The sequence below is a fragment of the Ralstonia chuxiongensis genome (genome assembly GCF_024158925.1).
Classification (GTDB): Bacteria; Pseudomonadota; Gammaproteobacteria; order Burkholderiales; family Burkholderiaceae; genus Ralstonia; species Ralstonia chuxiongensis.
In genome coordinates, this window is sequence record NZ_JAMYWC010000004.1 from 666,343 (window position 1) to 684,493 (window position 18,151).

At 65.5% G+C, this 18,151-nt stretch carries 11 protein-coding genes; 8 read left to right on the forward strand and 3 right to left on the reverse strand.

Annotated features, from left to right (window positions below; translation table 11 throughout):
• Window positions 1–92 precede the first annotated feature (92 nt).
• Window positions 93–2,057: a S8 family peptidase gene (locus NKG59_RS16705; RefSeq protein WP_253538915.1), complete on the forward strand. Its 1,965-nt coding sequence runs from the start codon at window positions 93–95 to the stop codon at window positions 2,055–2,057.
• An 84-nt stretch (window positions 2,058–2,141) separates the two neighbouring features.
• Here the strand turns inward: NKG59_RS16705 and rrtA are convergent, their stop codons facing one another.
• The gene (gene rrtA, locus NKG59_RS16710; protein ID WP_253538917.1) at window positions 2,142–2,759 is read right to left on the reverse strand and encodes a rhombosortase; all 618 of its coding nucleotides are present in this window, start codon (window positions 2,757–2,759) and stop codon (window positions 2,142–2,144) included.
• Complete coding sequence (gene glnE / locus NKG59_RS16715; protein WP_253538920.1) at window positions 2,756–5,599, reverse strand: bifunctional [glutamate--ammonia ligase]-adenylyl-L-tyrosine phosphorylase/[glutamate--ammonia-ligase] adenylyltransferase; 2,844 nt, start codon at window positions 5,597–5,599, stop codon at window positions 2,756–2,758. Before glnE ends, rrtA begins: the two co-directional genes overlap by 4 nt.
• A 175-nt stretch (window positions 5,600–5,774) precedes the next feature.
• Between glnE and NKG59_RS16720 the strand changes: the two genes are divergently transcribed.
• The 5 genes from NKG59_RS16720 (at window position 5,775) to NKG59_RS16740 (ending at window position 14,973) form a co-directional block, all read left to right on the forward strand.
• Window positions 5,775–10,064 carry a YhdP family protein gene (locus NKG59_RS16720; RefSeq protein WP_253538923.1) on the forward strand — a complete coding sequence of 1,430 codons (4,290 nt, stop codon included), beginning with the start codon at window positions 5,775–5,777 and terminating at the stop codon, window positions 10,062–10,064.
• A gap of 5 nt (window positions 10,065–10,069) precedes the next feature.
• On the forward strand, window positions 10,070–10,939 hold the full coding sequence (locus NKG59_RS16725; protein ID WP_253538925.1) for a carbon-nitrogen hydrolase family protein: 870 nt from the start codon (window positions 10,070–10,072) through the stop codon (window positions 10,937–10,939).
• A 30-nt stretch (window positions 10,940–10,969) separates the two neighbouring features.
• Window positions 10,970–12,433 (forward strand): metalloprotease TldD, encoded by a 1,464-nt coding sequence (gene tldD, locus NKG59_RS16730; RefSeq protein WP_253538928.1) that lies wholly within the window; start codon window positions 10,970–10,972, stop codon window positions 12,431–12,433.
• A gap of 389 nt (window positions 12,434–12,822) precedes the next feature.
• On the forward strand, window positions 12,823–13,902 hold the full coding sequence (gene aroG, locus NKG59_RS16735; RefSeq protein WP_012762821.1) for a 3-deoxy-7-phosphoheptulonate synthase AroG: 1,080 nt from the start codon (window positions 12,823–12,825) through the stop codon (window positions 13,900–13,902).
• Between the two features lie 168 nt (window positions 13,903–14,070).
• On the forward strand, window positions 14,071–14,973 hold the full coding sequence (locus tag NKG59_RS16740; protein ID WP_253538931.1) for a mechanosensitive ion channel family protein: 903 nt from the start codon (window positions 14,071–14,073) through the stop codon (window positions 14,971–14,973).
• Between the two features lie 76 nt (window positions 14,974–15,049).
• On the opposite strand, the gene NKG59_RS16745 is transcribed toward NKG59_RS16740, so the two are convergent.
• Complete coding sequence (locus NKG59_RS16745) at window positions 15,050–15,607, reverse strand: cob(I)yrinic acid a,c-diamide adenosyltransferase (RefSeq protein ID WP_253538934.1); 558 nt, start codon at window positions 15,605–15,607, stop codon at window positions 15,050–15,052.
• A 118-nt stretch (window positions 15,608–15,725) separates the two neighbouring features.
• Between NKG59_RS16745 and NKG59_RS16750 the strand changes: the two genes are divergently transcribed.
• Window positions 15,726–17,144 (forward strand): FAD-binding oxidoreductase, encoded by a 1,419-nt coding sequence (locus NKG59_RS16750; RefSeq protein ID WP_253538937.1) that lies wholly within the window; start codon window positions 15,726–15,728, stop codon window positions 17,142–17,144.
• Window positions 17,145–17,171: 27 nt separating this feature from the next.
• Window positions 17,172–18,062, forward strand: coding sequence for a LysR substrate-binding domain-containing protein (locus NKG59_RS16755; protein ID WP_092972487.1), 891 nt, complete (start codon window positions 17,172–17,174; stop codon window positions 18,060–18,062).
• The last annotated feature ends 89 nt before the right edge of the window (window positions 18,063–18,151 follow it).

Genomic DNA, 18,151 nt, shown 5'->3' on the forward strand with positions numbered 1-18,151 from the left:
TACTAAACAACGCAGTTAGCCTGTTTAAGGTGGGAAACGCGCAATTCTTGTGATAATTGCGCCTCCGTTTTCTACAACAACAGGTTCATTACATGAAATTGATTGCCCAGGGGGGTATTGTCCGCGCACTCGTCGCGCTCGGACTGGTCTCGTATCACGCTGTCCCGGCGTTCGCCGTAGGTCAACCGGCAAACGTTGGCGCCCAAATGCAGTGGGTATCGCAGTTGATCGTCAAGGAAAAGAGCGGCGGCGGCACATCCCAGTTGCAATCCGCGGAGACGGCAACGCGCGTGAACGTTGCGACAGTGCAACGCTGGTCGGCCGCTGCACAGTTGCCGATGACGTACAAGCGCGCAATGTCGGGCGGGGCTCATGTGGTCACGTTGCCGCAAACCATGTCGGTAGCAGACGCACAGGCCGTGGCCCAGCGCATGGAAGCCAGCGGCCAATTTGAATATGTGTCTCCAGACCGGATCTGGCATGCGGCTTCCACGCCGTCCGATCCGTTGTTCCAATACCAATGGAACCTGCTCCCCACGACCGGCACCGTCAACAACGTCGTCACGGTCGGTAGCATTGTGCCCGCCAATGGGGCGACAACGGTGGGTGGCGCTAACGTGACCACCGCTTGGGACACGACCAAAGGTTCGAGCAGCGTCAGCGTTGCTGTGCTGGATACCGGCATTCTTCCCGGTCACCCCGACTTGTCTGGGGCGCACATCAACCAGGGTTACGACTTCATCACCAACCCCGTTGTGAGTAACAAAGGCGGCGCCGGCCGCAGCAGCGACCCGACCGATCCGGGCGACTGGGTCACCAGCACGGATATCACCACCTATCCGACAATCTGCGGCGGCCTCGCGACGTCCGACAGTTCCTGGCACGGCACCTTTGTCACCGGGCAGCTCGTCGCGCAACACAACAGCATAGGCGTCGCCGGCATCGCCCCGGGCGTCAGCCTGTTGATGGCACGCGTGCTCGGCAAATGCGGCGGTTCAAGCTCTGACATCATCGATGCACTGACGTGGGCAACTGGCGGCACCGTTACCGGCGTCAGCACGGTCAATACGGCCCCCGCCAAGGTCGTCAACATGAGCCTGGGCGGCGTCGGCAGTTGCGATACCCCCACGCAAAACGCCATCTCGGCCGCACGTGCCCGCGGCGCTGCCATCGTGGTGGCAACTGGCAATGAAGGCAACACGACGACCATTGGTACTCCCGCCAACTGCACGGGGACCATTGCTGTCACGGCGCATACCTTCGAAGGTGACAGGGCCAGTTATGCGAACGTCGGCACAGGCACGACGCTGAGTGCGCCCGGCGGTGGCAACGGTTCGACGGTCAGCGGTCTGGGGGCACTGGTTGCGTCGGTGACGAACATGGGCACGACCACGGCCACCACAGACAGTTACACCGCTGAAGGCGGCACCTCGATGGCCACCCCACATGTGGCGGGCGTCGCCGCGCTGATGCTGTCGGTCAACAGCTCGCTCACGCCTGATCAGATTGCCACCGTCCTCCAGCAGTCGGCTCGCCCATTCCCGGCGGGCACATACTGCGCGACGCATACGGGCGTCTGCGGCGCCGGCATGCTGGATGCGGGTGCCGCCGTTGCGCTGGCGAAGGGCAATCCGACTGTGCACGCATCGACGTCGGCAAGCACAGTGGTCGCAAACAACGCGGTCACGCTCACAGCAACCGGCAATGCAGGCCTCGTCAATACCATTACGAGCGTGCAGTGGGCGCAAACTTCTGGGCCGTCCGTCAGCCTCACCACTGCCGGCCCCGATAGCAACGGCAATTACACCGCTACCTTCACGCCATCGGCCGAGGGCACCTACGCCTTCAAGGTAACGCTGATGAGTAACACCGGCGCGACCGCCACCGATACCGCCAACGTGACAGTCACTGCAGCAGCAGCGAGCACCGGCACCACCACCCCGCCTGCGACGGCCACGTCCAGCGGTGGCGGCGGTGGTGGCGGCGCTATCGGCCTGGGCGGCGCAGTATTGCTGCTGGCCGCCGGCTTGGCCGGCCGTCGGCGTCGCGTGAAGTAAGCCTATCGGTACTTTCGGCCCGCGCCTTGATTGGGCGCGGGCCTTTTTCCCACTCCCGCTTTGTCCCGTCGGGCTTTCCGCTGCTTACCTACGCAGCCGATTGTTGCGATGGCGCCACTCCCCCAACACCCAAACCAGCAACCCGCTGGCCGCGCCAAAGGCATGGGCGATACGCACCACGCCAAACCCCCAGTGCGGGTCATAGGCGATGGGCGACAGCCACGACTGTTCGAGCCACACCTTCACCAGCACGCCCGCGCACAGCGCCACGCCAATCCAGCGTGAGAAGCGATCCTCGGCACCGTCCGTGGACGGCTTCAGCAGCCGCAGCCCGCCCCATGCCGCCAGGCCATGCAGCGCGCCGGAGAGCCCGCCGTACCACTGCACCGTCGGCTGATTGAGCAGTGCGATCTGCACAAGCACCCCGCACGCCACTAGCGCTCCAACGATGACATGCGGCCGCAACACGCGCGCGAGCAGCAAGATGAGCCCTGCCGCTGCCATCGCATCCGCCAACCAATGCCATTGGTCCAGATGCACCCACATGGCGGTCACGAGCCGCCACCACTGCCCTGCGCGCACGGCCTGGCGTTGATACAGCCCGACCGCATACAGCCATGGCACGAACGAGAACGCCGCCGACAGCGCGGCCACGCCGGCGCACGCGCCCCACGTGTGCAGCGTTTGCCGATGCACCCTCATTGCGCGGGCCCAAACACTTGCTCCCATAACGCCCGTACGTGAGCGGCCTCGCGCGCGCAAGTGTCGACCGGTACGCGGGCAACGGATTGCCCGTCGAGTCGCAACTTGTGCTGGCGCGCGCGGAAGTCCCGATAGGCATCGGCCACTTGCGCGGCTGCTGTCGCGTCAATCAACCCGAGTTCGCCAGCCATGCGCAGTAGCGCGATGTTTCCCTTGTTGAGGGTCAGCTCGGCATGCGCCGCGCTATGCAGAAGCACCAGGAATTGCACGGTGAATTCGATATCGACCATGCCTCCGCGATCGTGCTTGAGATCAAACAGCCCCGTGGGATTCGCATGACCTTCCGCCACGCGCTCGCGCATCGCCACGATCTCGTCGCGCAGCGGGCCAGGTTCGCGCTGCTGGCGCAATACGGCGGTGCGCAGCGCCTCGAAGCGCTCGCCGATTTCCGTATCGCCCGCGCAGAAGCGTGCACGCGTGAGCGCTTGGTGCTCCCACACCCACGCGGCGTTGTCGCCCTCGCGCATCTGATAACGGCGGAAGGCTTCGAAGTGCGTGACCATCAAACCCGCGGCACCGTTCGGGCGCAAGCGCGTATCGACGTCGAACAGCATGCCTGCGGCGGTATGGCTCGTCAGCCACGTGATGAGCTTGCGCGCGAATGACGCGTAGACATCGGGCGCGCGTTCGTCATCGTCGTCGTAGAGGAAGATGACGTCGAGGTCCGACGCATAGCCGAGTTCCTTGCCGCCGAGCCGCCCGTAGGCAACCACGGCAAAGCGCGGCACCTCGCGGTGACGTGTCGAAACCTGCTGCCAGACAGTTTCAAGCGTAAGGTCCAGCACGGCATCGGCCAGATCGGAAAGCCGGTCGCTGATGTGCTCGACACTCAGCATGCCTTGCAGGTCCTGCAGCAACACCCGGAAGGTTTCCGCATGGTGCTCCTGGCGCAGGATGTCCATCTGCATCTCGACATGGTCGGACGCTGCCTGCAAACGGTCTCGCACGCGCGCCCGGAACGCGGGCCAATCGGGCTCGGCCGACAGCGCTTCCACGTCGAGCAGCTCATCAAGCAGTTGCGGATGGCGCGTGAGATAGTCCGCCGCCCAGCGCGACGCATGCAGCGTGTGGGCCACGCGCTCCATGGCCTGCGGATATTCGCTCAGCAGCGACAGGTACGACGAGCGCCGGCTGATCGCATCAAAGAAATCGAGAAAGCGCGCTATGGTGACATCGGCATCTGTCTGCCGCGATGCCTGGTCAAGCGCGCGGTTGATCAGCAAGTCAAAACGCTGGCGACTGACTTCGGACAACGCGCGATAACGCGGCGAATTGCGCGTCGCGCGCAGCCGCTCCAGCACGCTGTCAGGATTTGCGTAGCCGAGTTCGGCGAGCTGTGCGCGGGCGGTCTCCGTGTGCTCATCGTCGAGCAGGTCCGCATGCCAGACGGCGGCGCACGGCGGCTGGCTGTCCTGCTTGTCGGAAAAGGTCTGATCGAAATGCTGGGCGACTTCGTCTTGATACGCCTCGAGCTTGGCGACCAGCGCCACATAATCGTCAAAGCCCATCATGCGTGCCACGCGCAGCTGATCTTCCGGCGAGCCTGGCAGGTTGTGCGTTTGCGCGTCTTCGATGTACTGCAGGCGGTGTTCAAGCTGGCGCAGGAAGCGATAGGCCTCCGTCAGCCGCGCCACGGCTTCGGCATCGATCAGGCCGCGCTCTGACGCCGCCCGCAGCACCTCCAGCGTGGGCCGCACGCGCAGCCCGAAGTCTTGCCCGCCGCGAATGAGCTGAAACACCTGCGCGACGAATTCAATCTCGCGAATGCCGCCGCGCCCGAGCTTGATGTTGGGCGAACGCGCCTGCAGGTGGCCCGCATTATCGCGCTGCTGGTTGGCGCCATTGCTGCGCTTGGCGGCCTCGTTGCGGATCTGCGCATGCAGCGCGCGAATGGCGGAGATCACGCCGTAATCGAGATAGCGCCGGAAGACGAACGGGCCCGTCACGTGCTCCAACTGTTGAGTGACCCGGGCCGCATGCGGGCTGGTCGGGTCGGTGATCACGCGGCCCTTGATCCAGGCGTAGCGCTCCCACTCGCGGCCCTGCACGACGAAGTACTCCTCGAGCATGCCCAAGCTGCACGCGAGCGGCCCCGCATCGCCGTTCGGGCGCAGGCGCATGTCGACGCGAAAGACGTAGCCGTCCTCCGTCACATCGGCCAGCGCGTTGATCAGCCGCCGGCCAAGCTTCGTGAAATATTCGTGGTTGGAAAGCGGGCGCGGGCCGCCCTGCGTGTCGCCGTCATCGTCGTAGAGAAAAATCAGGTCGATGTCGGACGAGACGTTCAACTCGCGCCCGCCCAGCTTGCCCATGCCGACCACCACCAGTTCCTGCACCTCGCCCGAGGATTGCGCGATCGGCTGGCCGTGCAGCGCGCTCAGTTCCTGGCCGATCACGGAAATGGCCGTGCGCACTGCAAACTCGGCCAGGTCGGTCATCGTGCCCGTGACTTCATCGAGCGTCGCGGCGCCGGACAAATCACGCTCAACCAGTGTGCCGAAAACTTCATTGCGCAGCAGGCGCAAGGCGCGCTTGAGCGCAGTCTCGACCTCCACGGCCTTGGTGTCGAACAGCTCGGTAAAGCGCGCCGACAGCCACGCCACGTCAATCGGCTGCCCTGCGCCGGCCTGCACGCGCTCGGCCCAGCCCTCGCGCGCTTGCGCTTGGCGCTGGAGATAGCGCGAATACGCAAGTGCAAAAGGCAGTGCAGCAGCGGGAGCCTCCGGCGCGCGGGCCGGAGCTTGCAAAAACGGCTGGGCGGACAAGGCGGAATCAGTCATGCGGACGCATCGAGCATTGGCGGAAGCATCCATTCTCGCTGAAATGCGTGCCGGTATACGCAGGGCAATCCGTGATCACCAACGTTCACGGGCATCGGGCGTGCTTGCCGCTGGGCAGGCGCGACGCCTCACTCCAAATATGGCGCCGCCTTCTGAATATCGGATAATCCGCATCATGCCTCGCCCGTCCCAGCCCCCAGAATCGCCGAAGTCCGATGGTGGACACGCCAGCACCCTGTCCACACGCGGGGTGGGCCGGCCCACGGCCTGGGCGTGGCTGGTGCGATTCGTCAGCCGGATCGGCACGGGCATTGGGACTGTTTTACGCGCCCCGATCTGGCGCAAGCTGTGGCGCGTGCTCTGGAAGACGGCGGCGGCGCTGGCCGTCCTGGCCGTCCTGGGCATGCTGGCGGTGCGCTTCATCCTGTGGCCGCGCGCAAGCCTGGCGCGCGACTGGATGGAGCGCGAGGCGTCCAGCGCACTGCACGCCACCGTCGGCATCGGCTCGCTTGAGACCTACTGGGAGGGCTGGCACCCGGCCTTCCGCGCCCAGCGCATCGACGCGCACGACACCGCAGGCCGTCGCACCTTCGCGGTACAGGACGTGCAGGCGCGGCTGTCCTGGCGCTCGTTGCTGCGCATGCAGATCACCTTTGCCTCCCTGCACGCCAGCCAGGCCGACGTGCTGGTACGGCGCAATGCGCAGGGCGCCTTGCTCGTTGCGGGCATGCCGCTCGGCCCAAACACCGGCGGCGACAGCGATTTCCTCGACCAGCTCCTCTCCCAAGGCGACATCGATTTCCAGCAAGGCGCCGTCCGCTGGCTCGACGAGCAGCAGAAGCTGCCCGAAGTGGCACTGGGCAATGTGCGCGTGCAGCTACGCAGCGGCCCGACGCGCCACCGGCTGGAGGCCAGCGGCACCTCGCCCACGCTGTTCAACGGCCCCATCAAACTGCACGCCGATTTCCGTCACGATCTGCTGGCCCGCCCCGGCGATTGGCGCCACTGGCACGGCCAGGCTTCCTGGCAGGTCGATACGCTGCAGTTGGCTTCCGTGCAGCACTATGTTCCCGTGCTGGCCGCCGCCAAAAGCGGCACGCTCACGTCCGACGGCTCGGTGGAATTTGCCGACGGCGTATTCACGCGCAGCCAGGCGCGGCTGACAGGGCAGCAACTCGATCTGCAGGTCCGCAAGGATCTGGACCCGCTGCAGCTGCGCAGCCTCCAGGCGCTGGCCACGCATCAGCGCAACGCGCGCGGTGAGCACACCTTGCGCGTCGACACGCTGCTCTGGCAGCCCCTGAACCCGCCCGCCCAACCGCCGTCGGTGCCCGAACTGGCCGGCCCCGGCATCCAGGCGCCCACCAACCCGGCCGGCACGCCGCGCGGCTTGCGCAACGTCACCGTGGGGTGGGCGCTCGACTCGCGCGATGCCCTGCGCAGCCTGCAAGTCAAAGCCACGACACTGGATTTGGCCGACCTGCGCAACATCGCCACCGCGCTGCCGCTGCCCGCCCGCGTGCTCGAACCGCTGCGTACCAAGCAACCATCCGGCCGCATCGACGATCTCGACATCAACTGGCAGCGCGATGTCTCCCGCTGGCGGCCAAATGCGCCGGCGCCCGTGCACTTCACGGGCCGCGCCACGATGCGTCAGGTGTCGTTCGGCCCCGGCGCGCTGCCCGCGGTGCCGCCGGGCCAGCATCCCGAGCCAGCCGTGCCCGGCGTTGAAAACATCTCCGGCAACGCGGTCTTCTCCAACGACAAGGGCACGCTGCGCATTGAGTCCAACGACACCGCCCTGCTGCTGCCCGGCACCTTTGCCGACGCCCGCGTGCCGCTGGACCGGCTGCAAGGCACGTTCAACTGGACGTATCGCAAGCAGGAACTGGTCGTCACCAGCGACAACCTTGCGTTCTCCAACGACGACCTGTCGGCGCGCATCACAGGCAGCTATCGTCACGCGCCAGACACCAGCCATCTCGGGACCATCGACCTGAAGGGCACGCTGGACCGCGCCAACGTTCCACGGGTGCCGCGCTACCTGCCGCTGTCGATCGGCCAGCATCTGCGTGACTACCTGGGCGGTGCGCTGCAAGCGGGTACGGCCAGCAACGTCGATTTCGCGCTGGCGGGCGATCTGCACGACTTCCCGTTCCGGCCGCCGCACAAGGGCGTCTTCCGCGTGGAAGTGCCGATCCAGGACGTGACGTACCAGTCTGCGCCGCCTGAAGCCGCGCACAACCCGCCGGGCCGCGTGCCCACGCACCCGGGCGACTGGCCGGCGTTCACCAACATCGACGGCACGGTGATCTTCGATCGGGCATCCCTGGCGTTCAAGGTGGCGCGCGCCAAGGTAATGGGCGTGAATCTGCAGGACGTGAATGGCAGCCTGCCCGACATGGGCGACCACAGCCCGCTGCTCACCATCGATGGTCGCGGCGACGGCGCCACGCAAAACTTCCTGCAATACGTCGAGGCCAGTCCCATCGGCCAGTGGATCGGGCATTTCACGAAGGACGCGCGCGCCCAGGGCAACGCCACGCTGGCGCTCAAGCTGGACCTGCCGCTACACGAGATGCATTCGACGCGCGCCCAGGGCAGCGTCACGTTCGTACGCAATGACGTCACGCTTGTTCCGCAGGCGCCACCGCTCACCGATGTGAACGGCGCGCTGACCTTTACGCAAAAAGGCATCGGTTTCGACAACCTGCGCGCGCGCTTTGCCGGCGGCGAAATCCGCCCCACGGGGGGCACCGCGCCCGATGGCACGATCCGCATCCAGGTGGCGGGCACCGCATCGGCGCAAGGGCTGCGTGAGACGACGCCAGAGAACAGCCCGGTGGCCGCCGTCGCCCGCTCGCTGGAGGGCAGCGCGCCGTACAGCGCGACCATCAGCGTCAAGCAGCATCGCCCGCTCATCCAGGTGCAGTCCGACCTCACGCCGATGACGGTGCGCCTGCCGGCACCGCTCAACAAGGCCGCCGGGCAGCCGCTGCCGGTGCGTTTCGAAATGCAGCCGCTGGCGTCCAACAACGCCATCGACGAAATCGTTTTGCAGGTCGGCAATATCGTCAGCGCCCGCTACGAACAACGCAACACGGGCAACGGCGTCGAGGTGCTGCGAGGCGGCATCGGCGTACGGCAGCCCGTGCCGCAGCCGCAGGAAGGCGTGCAGGCCAACCTGGCGCTGGATCAGTTGGACGTCGACGCCTGGCGCCAGGTGTTTGCCGCGCCCGCCGCAGACAAGAGCGCCAGCCAGATTGCCGCCGAACACGTGGCCAATGCCACCAATGCCGCCAACGCCTCTGACGGCCATAGCGCATATCTGCCCAGCCACCTGAGCGCCCGCGCGCAAACGCTGCGCATCCTGGGCCGCGACTTCAACGCCGTGCGCATCGATGCCACGCGCGACGGCCCCAACTGGCAATCGACCATTGATTCGCGCGAAATTGCGGGCAGCGCGCGCTGGCACGCCGAGAGTGCTGCTGTGCCCTTCGGCGAGCTGACGATGCGCCTGTCGCGCATGAGCATCCCGGATGCGAAGGAAGAGACTGCGCTCACCGAATCGCTGGCCAGCAGCTCGCAGGAAATTCCATCGGTCGACCTCGTTGCCGACAAATTCGACCTGCGTGGCAAGGCGCTCGGCAAGCTGGAGATCAAGGCGCGCAATCAGATCACCGACGGCGCGCCCGTCTGGACGCTTGAGACGCTGAAGATCGAGCAGCCCGCCGCCACGCTGACGGCGCATGGCACGTGGCGCATCCCGCGACGCCTGCGCGGTGGTGGCGATGATCCCGAGCGCCGGACGCTGCTGGACTTCAACCTTGATCTGCGCGACACCGGCGACCTGCTGCAGAAGATGGGCTTCGCCAAGGTGATCGACGGTGCCAAGGGCAAGCTCGAAGGCCGCGTGGTCTGGCGTGGCTCGCCCATGTCGATCGACTACCCCACGCTCAATGGCCGCATGGCGCTGAACCTGGAGCGCGGCCAGTTCCTGCCGGTCGATCCGGGCCTGGCCAAGCTGGCCGGCGTGCTGAGCCTGCAGGGGCTGCTGCATTTCGCAACCGACTTGCGCAGCGCCACAGGCCGCGGCACGCCGTTCGAGAGCGTGGCGGCCACCGGCACCATCGCCAGCGGCGTGGCCCACACCGAAGATTTCGCCGTCAAGGGCCCGCAGTTCCAGGTGGCCATGCAGGGCTCGGCCAACATCCTCGATGAAACGCAGGACCTACGCGTGAAGGTCACGCCCAAGGTGGACGCCACGTCGGCCTCGCTGGCGGCGGCGTTCATCAATCCGGCCCTCGGGCTGGGCACGCTGGCCGCGCAATTGGTCCTGGGCGATCAGCTGTCGAAGGCATTCGTCACGCAATACCACGTGACCGGTAGCTGGGCGGATCCGAAGATCGAGAAAGTCGCGTCCAACGGTAATTCGGGCAGCCAATCGCAAACCTCGGCAAAATAGGCGCCATGACTTCGACCACCGTTGCTCCGGCCCCCGTCGCATCCGGCATGGATGCGCCTTTCGATGCACCTTTTCGCGTCGCCGCCATCCAGACCGTGACGGCCATCGACGTGGACGCCAACTTGGCGCGCGCAGATGCGCTGCTTGCCGAGGCGGCCGCCCAGGGCGCGCAACTCGCGTTGCTGCCTGAATATTTCTGCATGATGGGCCGCAAGGACAGCGACAAGGTCGCCATCCGCGAGGACGACGAAGACGGCCCGATCCAGACCTTCCTCGCCGATGCCGCGCGCCGTCACAAGCTGTGGCTCGTCGGCGGCACGTTGCCGATGTGGTGCGAAGACGAACAGCGCGTGCGCAATACGTCCCTCGCATTCAACCCGGCCGGATTGCGTGTCGCGCGCTACGACAAGATCCATCTGTTCAACTTCGTGCGCGGTGAAGAGCGCTACGACGAGGCCCGTACCATCGAGCCCGGTGCCACGCCCGTAGCCTTCGATGCGCCGTGCGGCCGCGTGGGCATGTCGGTGTGCTACGACCTGCGTTTTCCAGAGCTGTACCGGGCGCTGGCGTCGCAAGGCAACCTGAACTTGATTCTGATGCCGGCGGCCTTCACCTACGTGACGGGCGCCGCGCACTGGGAAATCCTGCTGCGTGCCCGCGCCATCGAGAACCAGTGTTATGTGCTCGCCGCCGCTCAGGGGGGGCGCCATGAAAACGGCCGCCGCACCTGGGGCCATTCAATGCTCGTCGACCCGTGGGGCGAAGTCATCGCCTCCGTGCCTGAGGGCGAAGGCGTTGCCATCGGCGACATGGACCCAGCCCGCATCGCACAAGTGCGCCGGGATCTGCCGGCGCTCAAGCACCGCGTGATGTAAGCCAATCGAATTTTTTTGCGAGAACCGATCATGAACGCAGGCGACATCGCCATCCAGAATCTGTCCATCGCGCGCCGCGTGCTGCTCGATCCGTACGGCCTTGACGAAGCGCACCTGCAGCGCGCGCTGGCCGACATCTTCACGCACCGCGTGAACTATGCCGATCTCTACTTCCAGTACACCCGTAACGAGGCGTGGAGCCTGGAAGAAGGCATTGTCAAATCCGGCAGCTTCAGCATCGACCAGGGTGTGGGCGTGCGCGCCGTCTCGGGCGACCGCACCGCGTTTGCCTATTCCGACGACATAAGCCTGCCCGCGCTCATGCAGGCCGCCGGCGCCACACGCACCATCGGCAAGGCCGGCGCCGGCCGCGTGAAGGTGGCGAACAGCCTGGCCACCACCCCGGGCAGCCACTCGCTGTATGCGCCGAACGACCCGCTCGATTCGATGACAGCGTCAGAGAAGGTTGCCCTGCTGGAGCGGATCGAAAAGCTTGCCCGCGCCAAAGACCCCCGCGTGGTGCAGGTGATGGCCGGCTTGGCCGGTGAATACGACGTCATGCTGGTCGCGCGCAGCGACGGCGTGATCGCGGCGGATGTGCGCCCGCTGGTGCGCATCTCCGTGACCGTCATCGCCGAGCAGAACGGGCGCCGAGAAATGGGTAGCTCCGGCGGCGGCGGCCGCTATGCCTACGGCTACTTCACCGACGAACTGCTGCGCGAATACGTGGACGAGGCAGTCTCCTCCGCACTCGTCAACCTGGAAGCCAAGCCGGCCCCGGCTGGCACGATGACCGTGGTGCTCGGCCCGGGCTGGCCCGGCGTGCTGTTGCACGAGGCCATCGGCCACGGCCTGGAAGGCGACTTCAACCGCAAGGGTTCGTCGGCGTTCTCCGGCCGCATGGGCGAGCGCGTGGCCGCCAAGGGTGTCACCGTGGTGGATGACGGCACGCTTGCCAACCGCCGCGGCTCGCTCAACCTGGACGACGAGGGCAACCCCACGCAGTGCAATACGCTCATCGAAGACGGCATCCTCACGGGCTACATGCAGGACACGCTCAACGCGCGCCTGATGAAGATGCCCGTAACCGGCAACGCCCGCCGCGAGAGCTACGCCGCCCTGCCGATGCCGCGCATGACCAACACCTACATGCTCGGCGGCGACAAGGACCCGCAGGAGATCATCGCCAGCGTCAAGAAGGGGCTGTATGCGGTCAACTTCGGCGGCGGTCAGGTCGACATCACCAACGGCAAGTTCGTGTTCTCGGCCAGCGAGGCCTACCTGATCGAAGACGGCAAGATCACCGCCCCGGTCAAGGGTGCAACGCTGGTCGGCAGCGGCCCTGAATCGCTCAAGCACGTGACGATGATCGGCAACGACATGCGCCTCGACTCGGGCATTGGCGTGTGCGGCAAGGAAGGCCAGAGCGTGCCGGTGGGCGTCGGTCAGCCGACCCTGCGCATGGAGAACATGACGGTGGGCGGCACGGCCTGATTGCCCTGAAACCGTCGTTTTGACGCCGCAGGCCCGGAAAATCCGCGCTTGCGGCCCTCAAAGAAAGGGTTTATAAAGACGGTTCGATTGGTGCGGCGCAGTAGTTTCAAGTCACCTCTGCGCCACAATTTTTCCTGCATCGACGCGTTTTCCTCTCATGTCCTTCGCCAAGTTTTTTTACTTTTACTTTTGGCATCTCGCACCGCTGGCGGAAGGAGAGGGGCGCTTACAGCAAAAATAAAGCACCCAGCAGATACCGAAAACCGCCAGCGACCCTGGCGGTTTTTTTTTTCGCCCAGTCACCTGCCCCACCCGGCACCGACGCGAAACATGATCCGAACACAGTAGACGTTTCCAATAGAACTCAAGACACATCCCCGGAGCATTCCATGCCGAAGAACACCGATGATTTGCGCATTCGCGAACTGAAAGAGCTGACGCCACCGTCGCATCTGATCCGCGAATTCCCGTGCAGCGACACCGTGTCCGACCTGATCTACCAGAGCCGGAACGCGATGCACCGCATCCTGCACGGCATGGATGATCGCCTGATCGTCATCATCGGCCCGTGCTCGATTCACGACACCAAGGCAGCGATGGACTACGCCCGCCGCCTCGTTGAGCAGCGCGAGCGCTTCAAGAATGAGCTGGAAATCGTGATGCGTGTGTACTTCGAGAAGCCGCGCACCACGGTCGGCTGGAAGGGTCTGATCAACGACCCGCACATGGACGGCAGCTTCAAGATCAACGACGGCCTGCGCACCGCGCGCGAGCTGCTGATGAACATCAACGAGCTGGGCTTGCCCGCCGGCACCGAATACCTCGATGTGATCAGCCCGCAGTACATCGCCGATCTGGTGAGCTGGGGCGCAATCGGCGCGCGCACGACCGAAAGCCAGGTGCACCGCGAGCTGGCTTCCGGCCTGTCGTGCCCGGTCGGTTTCAAGAACGGTACCGACGGCAACGTGAAGATCGCCGTGGACGCCATCAAGGCCGCATCGCAGCCGCACCACTTCCTGTCGGTCACCAAGGGCGGCCACTCGGCCATCGTGTCGACAGCCGGCAACGAGGATTGCCACATCATCCTGCGCGGCGGCAAAGCGCCCAACTATGACGCGGCCAGCGTGCAGGAAGCCTGCGACGCCATCTCCAAGTCAGGCCTGGCCGCGCGCCTGATGATCGACGCTTCGCACGCCAACAGCAGCAAGAAGCACGAGAACCAGATCCCGGTGTGCGAAGACATCGGCCGCCAGATGGCTGCCGGCGACAACCGCATCGTCGGGGTGATGGTCGAATCGCACATCAACGCCGGGCGCCAGGACCACGTGCAAGGCACGCCCGTGTCCGACCTGGCCTACGGCCAGAGCGTGACCGACGCCTGCATCGGCTGGGACGATTCGGTGAAGGTGCTGGAAACGCTGGCTGACGCCGTGCGCAAGCGCCGTCTGGTGCCGGGCAGCGGCAACTAAGACGCCATCAGCGTGATTTGGGAAGGACGCCTGCGGGCGTCCTTTTTCTTTGCGCGCGCATCACCGCGCAGATCTATAACAAATGTGAGCGCAACGTATCAAAGTCACACAAGTGCGTTGCCTTTGACATATCGTAGGTGGATTCCCCCTGCTCTCCCGGAGGCATCCATGGCAGACACCCTGGCGGACACCGCCGTCAACACCGCAAACAAGTACCAGGCGATCGTGGCGCAATACGCCGCCGACGTCGGCATGAAGATCCTCGCGGCCATCGTCTTCTGGGTGGTCGGCCGCTGGCTGATCAATCTGGCGGTGCGCATGGTGGAAGGCTCGTTGAGCCGACAGAAGGTCGATCCGACCGTGCTGCGCTATGTCGGCTCCATCATCACCGTCACGCTGAACGTGCTGCTGGTGATCGGCATCCTCGGCTACTTCGGCATCCAGACGACGACGTTCGCGGCGCTGATTGCCGCAGCCGGTGTGGCGATCGGCATGGCGTGGTCGGGGCTGCTGTCGAACTTTGCGGCGGGCGCATTCCTGATCGTGCTGCGGCCGTTCAAGGTGGGCGACTTCGTGACGGCCGGCGGCGTAACGGGCACGATCAAGGAGATCGGCCTGTTTGCCACGACGATCAACACGCCCGACAACGTGGTCACGATGGTCGGCAACGGCAAGATCTTCGCAGACACGATCCAGAACTACACGTTGAACCCCTACCGCCGCGTCGAGTTGAAGGCGCAACTGGCCGGAAGCGCCGACCACCGCGCCGCCATCGCGCTGCTCAAGGAGAAGGTTGCCGCCATTCCGAACGTGCTGACCGATCCGGCCGTCGATGTGGAGATTCTGGAGTTCAACCTAGTGGGGCCCGTGCTGGCCGTGCGCCCGTACACGCACAACGACAGCTACTGGCAGGTCTATTTCGACACCAACCGCACGATCAAGGAAGCGCTGACCGAGGCTGGCTTCCCGGCGCCGACGCCGTCGCAAGTGCTGACCATTACGGCGCCAGGGCAGTTGGCGGGCTTGGCTGCCGTGGCACAAAGCACGACCACGCCGACCAGCGTGAACTGATCCACGCGCCGCAAAGCAAACGGCCCGGCCGAGGTGGCAACCTCGCCGGGCCGTTTCTTTGTGGCGCCGACTGCGATCAGGTCGGCTTGTGCTCGTCGCGCTTCCACAGGACGTCCGTGCCGCCGTCTGCGCGATTGAGCACGCGCGCCAGCACGAACAACAGGTCCGACAGGCGATTGACGTATTGGCGCGGCGCCTCGCCGATGGTCTCTGCGCGACCCAGCGCGACGATGCTGCGCTCGGCACGGCGCGCGACGGTGCGGCAGACATGCGCCTGTGCCGCAGCGGGGCTGCCGCCGGGCAGGATGAATTCGGCCAGCCGGGGAAGATCGGCGTTGTAATCGGCCAGCCATTGGTCGAGCCGCAGCACGTGCGCGGTCGTCACCATCGTGTAGCCGGGAATGCACAATTCGCCACCCAGATCGAACAGGTCATGCTGGATGGCCGTGAGCGCGGCGCGCACGCCGTCGGGCAGCGCTTGCGTGAGCAGCACGCCGATGTGCGAGTTCAGCTCGTCGACGTCGCCGATGGCGGCGATACGCAGGCTGTCCTTGGCCGTGCGGCTGCCGTCGCCGAGGCCGGTGGTGCCGTCGTCGCCGGTGCGGGTAGCGATTTTGGATAGGCGGTTGCCCACGGTGCGTCTCCCTGTATTGCGTCAATGTTGGTGGCGCCATTATCGCAAGGGCGGCATGACCCCGGCGTTAGAATGACAGCCCGAGCCGGCTTCAGACCGCCGCCCCACGCGAGACGCCATGAACCACCCAGCCCCTCCCTCCCAGTGCATCCGCAAGCCGATTCCGCCTGCGATGCTCGACGCGCTGCGCACCCGCTTCGCCGACCACATCTCCACCAGCGAAGCCGTGCGCGCCCACCACGGCCGCGACGAATCCGCCTACGACCCGATGCTTCCCGACGCCGTCGTCTTCGCGCAGACCACCGAGGAAGTCGCCGCCGTCGCCAAACTCTGCTTTGAACATGAGATTCCGCTGATCCCGTATGGCGCCGGATCGTCGCTCGAAGGTCATCTCCTGGCCGTGGCCGGCGGCGTGAGCCTCGACCTGTCGCAGATGAACCACGTGCTGTCGGTGCACCCGCAAGACCTGACGGTGACGGTCGAGCCGGGCGTCACGCGCAAGCAGCTCAATACCGAGATTCGCGATACCGGTTTGTTCTTCCCGATCGACCCGGGCGCGGATGCGTCCATCGGCGGCATGTGCGCGACGCGCGCGTCCGGCACCAACGCCGTGCGTTACGGCACGATGCGCGAGAACGTGCTGAACCTGACGGTGGTCACCGCTGACGGCCGCATCATCAAGACGGCCAACCGTGCACGCAAATCGTCGGCGGGCTACGACCTCACGCGCCTCTTCATCGGCAGCGAAGGCACGCTTGGCATCATCACCGAGATCACGCTGAAGCTGTATCCGCAGCCCGAAGCCGTGTCCGCGGCCGTGTGCGCCTTCCCGAGCATGGGCGATGCGGTGTCCGCTGTGATCGACACCATCCAGATGGGCGTGCCCATTGCGCGCGTGGAGTTTGTCGACGCGCTCGCCATCCGCGCGATCAACCAATACGACAAGCTCACGCTGCCCGAAATGCCGACGTTGTTCTTCGAGTTTCATGGCTCCGAGCACGGCGTGCAGGAGCAGGCCGAGACCGTCCAGCAGATCGCCGCTGAACACAAGGGCCAAGGCTTCGAATGGGCAACTCGCCCTGAAGACCGCAGCCGCCTGTGGAACGCTCGGCACAACGCCTACTTTGCGTTCCTGCAGCTCAAGCCCGGCTGCCGCGCCGTCACCACCGACGTATGCGTGCCGATCTCGCGCCTGGCCGACTGCGTGGTGGAAACCGAGAAGGACCTGCTCGCCAGCGCGCTGCAGCTGCCCGCTCCCATCGTCGGCCACGTGGGCGACGGCAACTTCCACGTCGCGCTGCTCATCGATCCGAACAAGCCGGAAGAACTGGAAGAAGCCGAGCGCATCAACCAGCGCATCGTCGCGCGTGCGATCGCCATGGACGGCACTTGCACGGGTGAGCATGGCGTGGGCCTGCACAAGATGGACTTCCTCATCGCCGAACACGGCAACGATGCGATCGACCTGATGCGCAGCATCAAGCAGGCGCTGGACCCGAAGCACATCCTGAACCCCGGCAAGATCTTCCACCGGTAACCGACTCACCCACCAGCGACCGCCCGCATGTCCTCCGTCTTCAAGCGCGTTCCTCCGCTGCATCTGTTGATTGCCTTTGAGGCGGGGGCTCGCCATGCGAGCTTCGCGCGTGCGGCCGAAGAGCTTTCTGTCACGCCCAGCGCGGTATCGCACCGCATCAAGAACCTCGAAGAGCTGTGGGGCGAAGACCTCTTCGTGCGCACCGGCACGGCGCTCAGGCTCACGGCCGCGGGCACGCGCTACCTGCGCAGCGTGCAAGTCGCGCTCGACACGCTGCACGAACTGGCGCGGCCGGAATTCAGCAAGCAGCGCGCGCGGCTGCGCGTGGCGATTCCGCCCACGTTTGGCCGCCAGCACCTCGTGCCGCGTCTGCCGGAGTTCAACGCGCTGTACCCGCACATTGATCTGGAACTGCATCTCTCCATCCCGTTCCTTGACGTGAAGGCCGAGGACACCGATGTCGAGATCCGCTACGGCACCGGCCGCTATCCGGACCTGAAGACCACGCTGCTGCTCAACGAGCCGGTGTTCCCGGCGTGCGGGCGCGGCTACTTCGAGCAGATCAGCGGCAACACCATCACCGAAGCGTCGCAGTTGCTGAACCTCACGCTGCTGCGCAGCCCGCTGGAGCCGTGGCGCCCTTGGTTTGAGGCGGCGGGGCTAGATGCGCCCGAACCCGCCACCGGCTCGCTGTTCAACGACATCGGCCTGATGCTTGAAGCGGTGGCCTCCAACCAGGGCGTTGCGCTGGTGCGGCAGGCGATGGCGCGCAACTGGCTGGGCTCGGGGCAGATCGTGCGGCTACTGGACATCGAATCGACGTCGCCGCATGCTTATTACATCGTGCAGCGCGAACAGGCGCCGATGAAGCCCGAGGCGCGGCAGTTTGTGGATTGGTTGCTTGGGCTGGATTGGTAAGCCGTTCAGTTGTGGGCAGTCGAGCCTCGCGGCTACACCTCAAACCACCGGATTCGAAACTTTTAGTATCGACGTTGGACCTCTCGACC

Excerpts from the sequence above, each read along its gene's own strand:
- NKG59_RS16705 (WP_253538915.1), top strand. The coding sequence starts at position 93 with ATGAAATTGATTGCCCAGGGGGGTATTGTCCGCGCACTCGTCGCGCTC.
- rrtA (WP_253538917.1), bottom strand. The coding sequence starts at position 2,759 with ATGAGGGTGCATCGGCAAACGCTGCACACGTGGGGCGCGTGCGCCGGC.
- glnE (WP_253538920.1), bottom strand. The coding sequence starts at position 5,599 with ATGACTGATTCCGCCTTGTCCGCCCAGCCGTTTTTGCAAGCTCCGGCC.
- NKG59_RS16720 (WP_253538923.1), top strand. The coding sequence starts at position 5,775 with ATGCCTCGCCCGTCCCAGCCCCCAGAATCGCCGAAGTCCGATGGTGGA.
- NKG59_RS16725 (WP_253538925.1), top strand. The coding sequence starts at position 10,070 with ATGACTTCGACCACCGTTGCTCCGGCCCCCGTCGCATCCGGCATGGAT.
- tldD (WP_253538928.1), top strand. The coding sequence starts at position 10,970 with ATGAACGCAGGCGACATCGCCATCCAGAATCTGTCCATCGCGCGCCGC.
- aroG (WP_012762821.1), top strand. The coding sequence starts at position 12,823 with ATGCCGAAGAACACCGATGATTTGCGCATTCGCGAACTGAAAGAGCTG.
- NKG59_RS16740 (WP_253538931.1), top strand. The coding sequence starts at position 14,071 with ATGGCAGACACCCTGGCGGACACCGCCGTCAACACCGCAAACAAGTAC.
- NKG59_RS16750 (WP_253538937.1), top strand. The coding sequence starts at position 15,726 with ATGAACCACCCAGCCCCTCCCTCCCAGTGCATCCGCAAGCCGATTCCG.
- NKG59_RS16755 (WP_092972487.1), top strand. The coding sequence starts at position 17,172 with ATGTCCTCCGTCTTCAAGCGCGTTCCTCCGCTGCATCTGTTGATTGCC.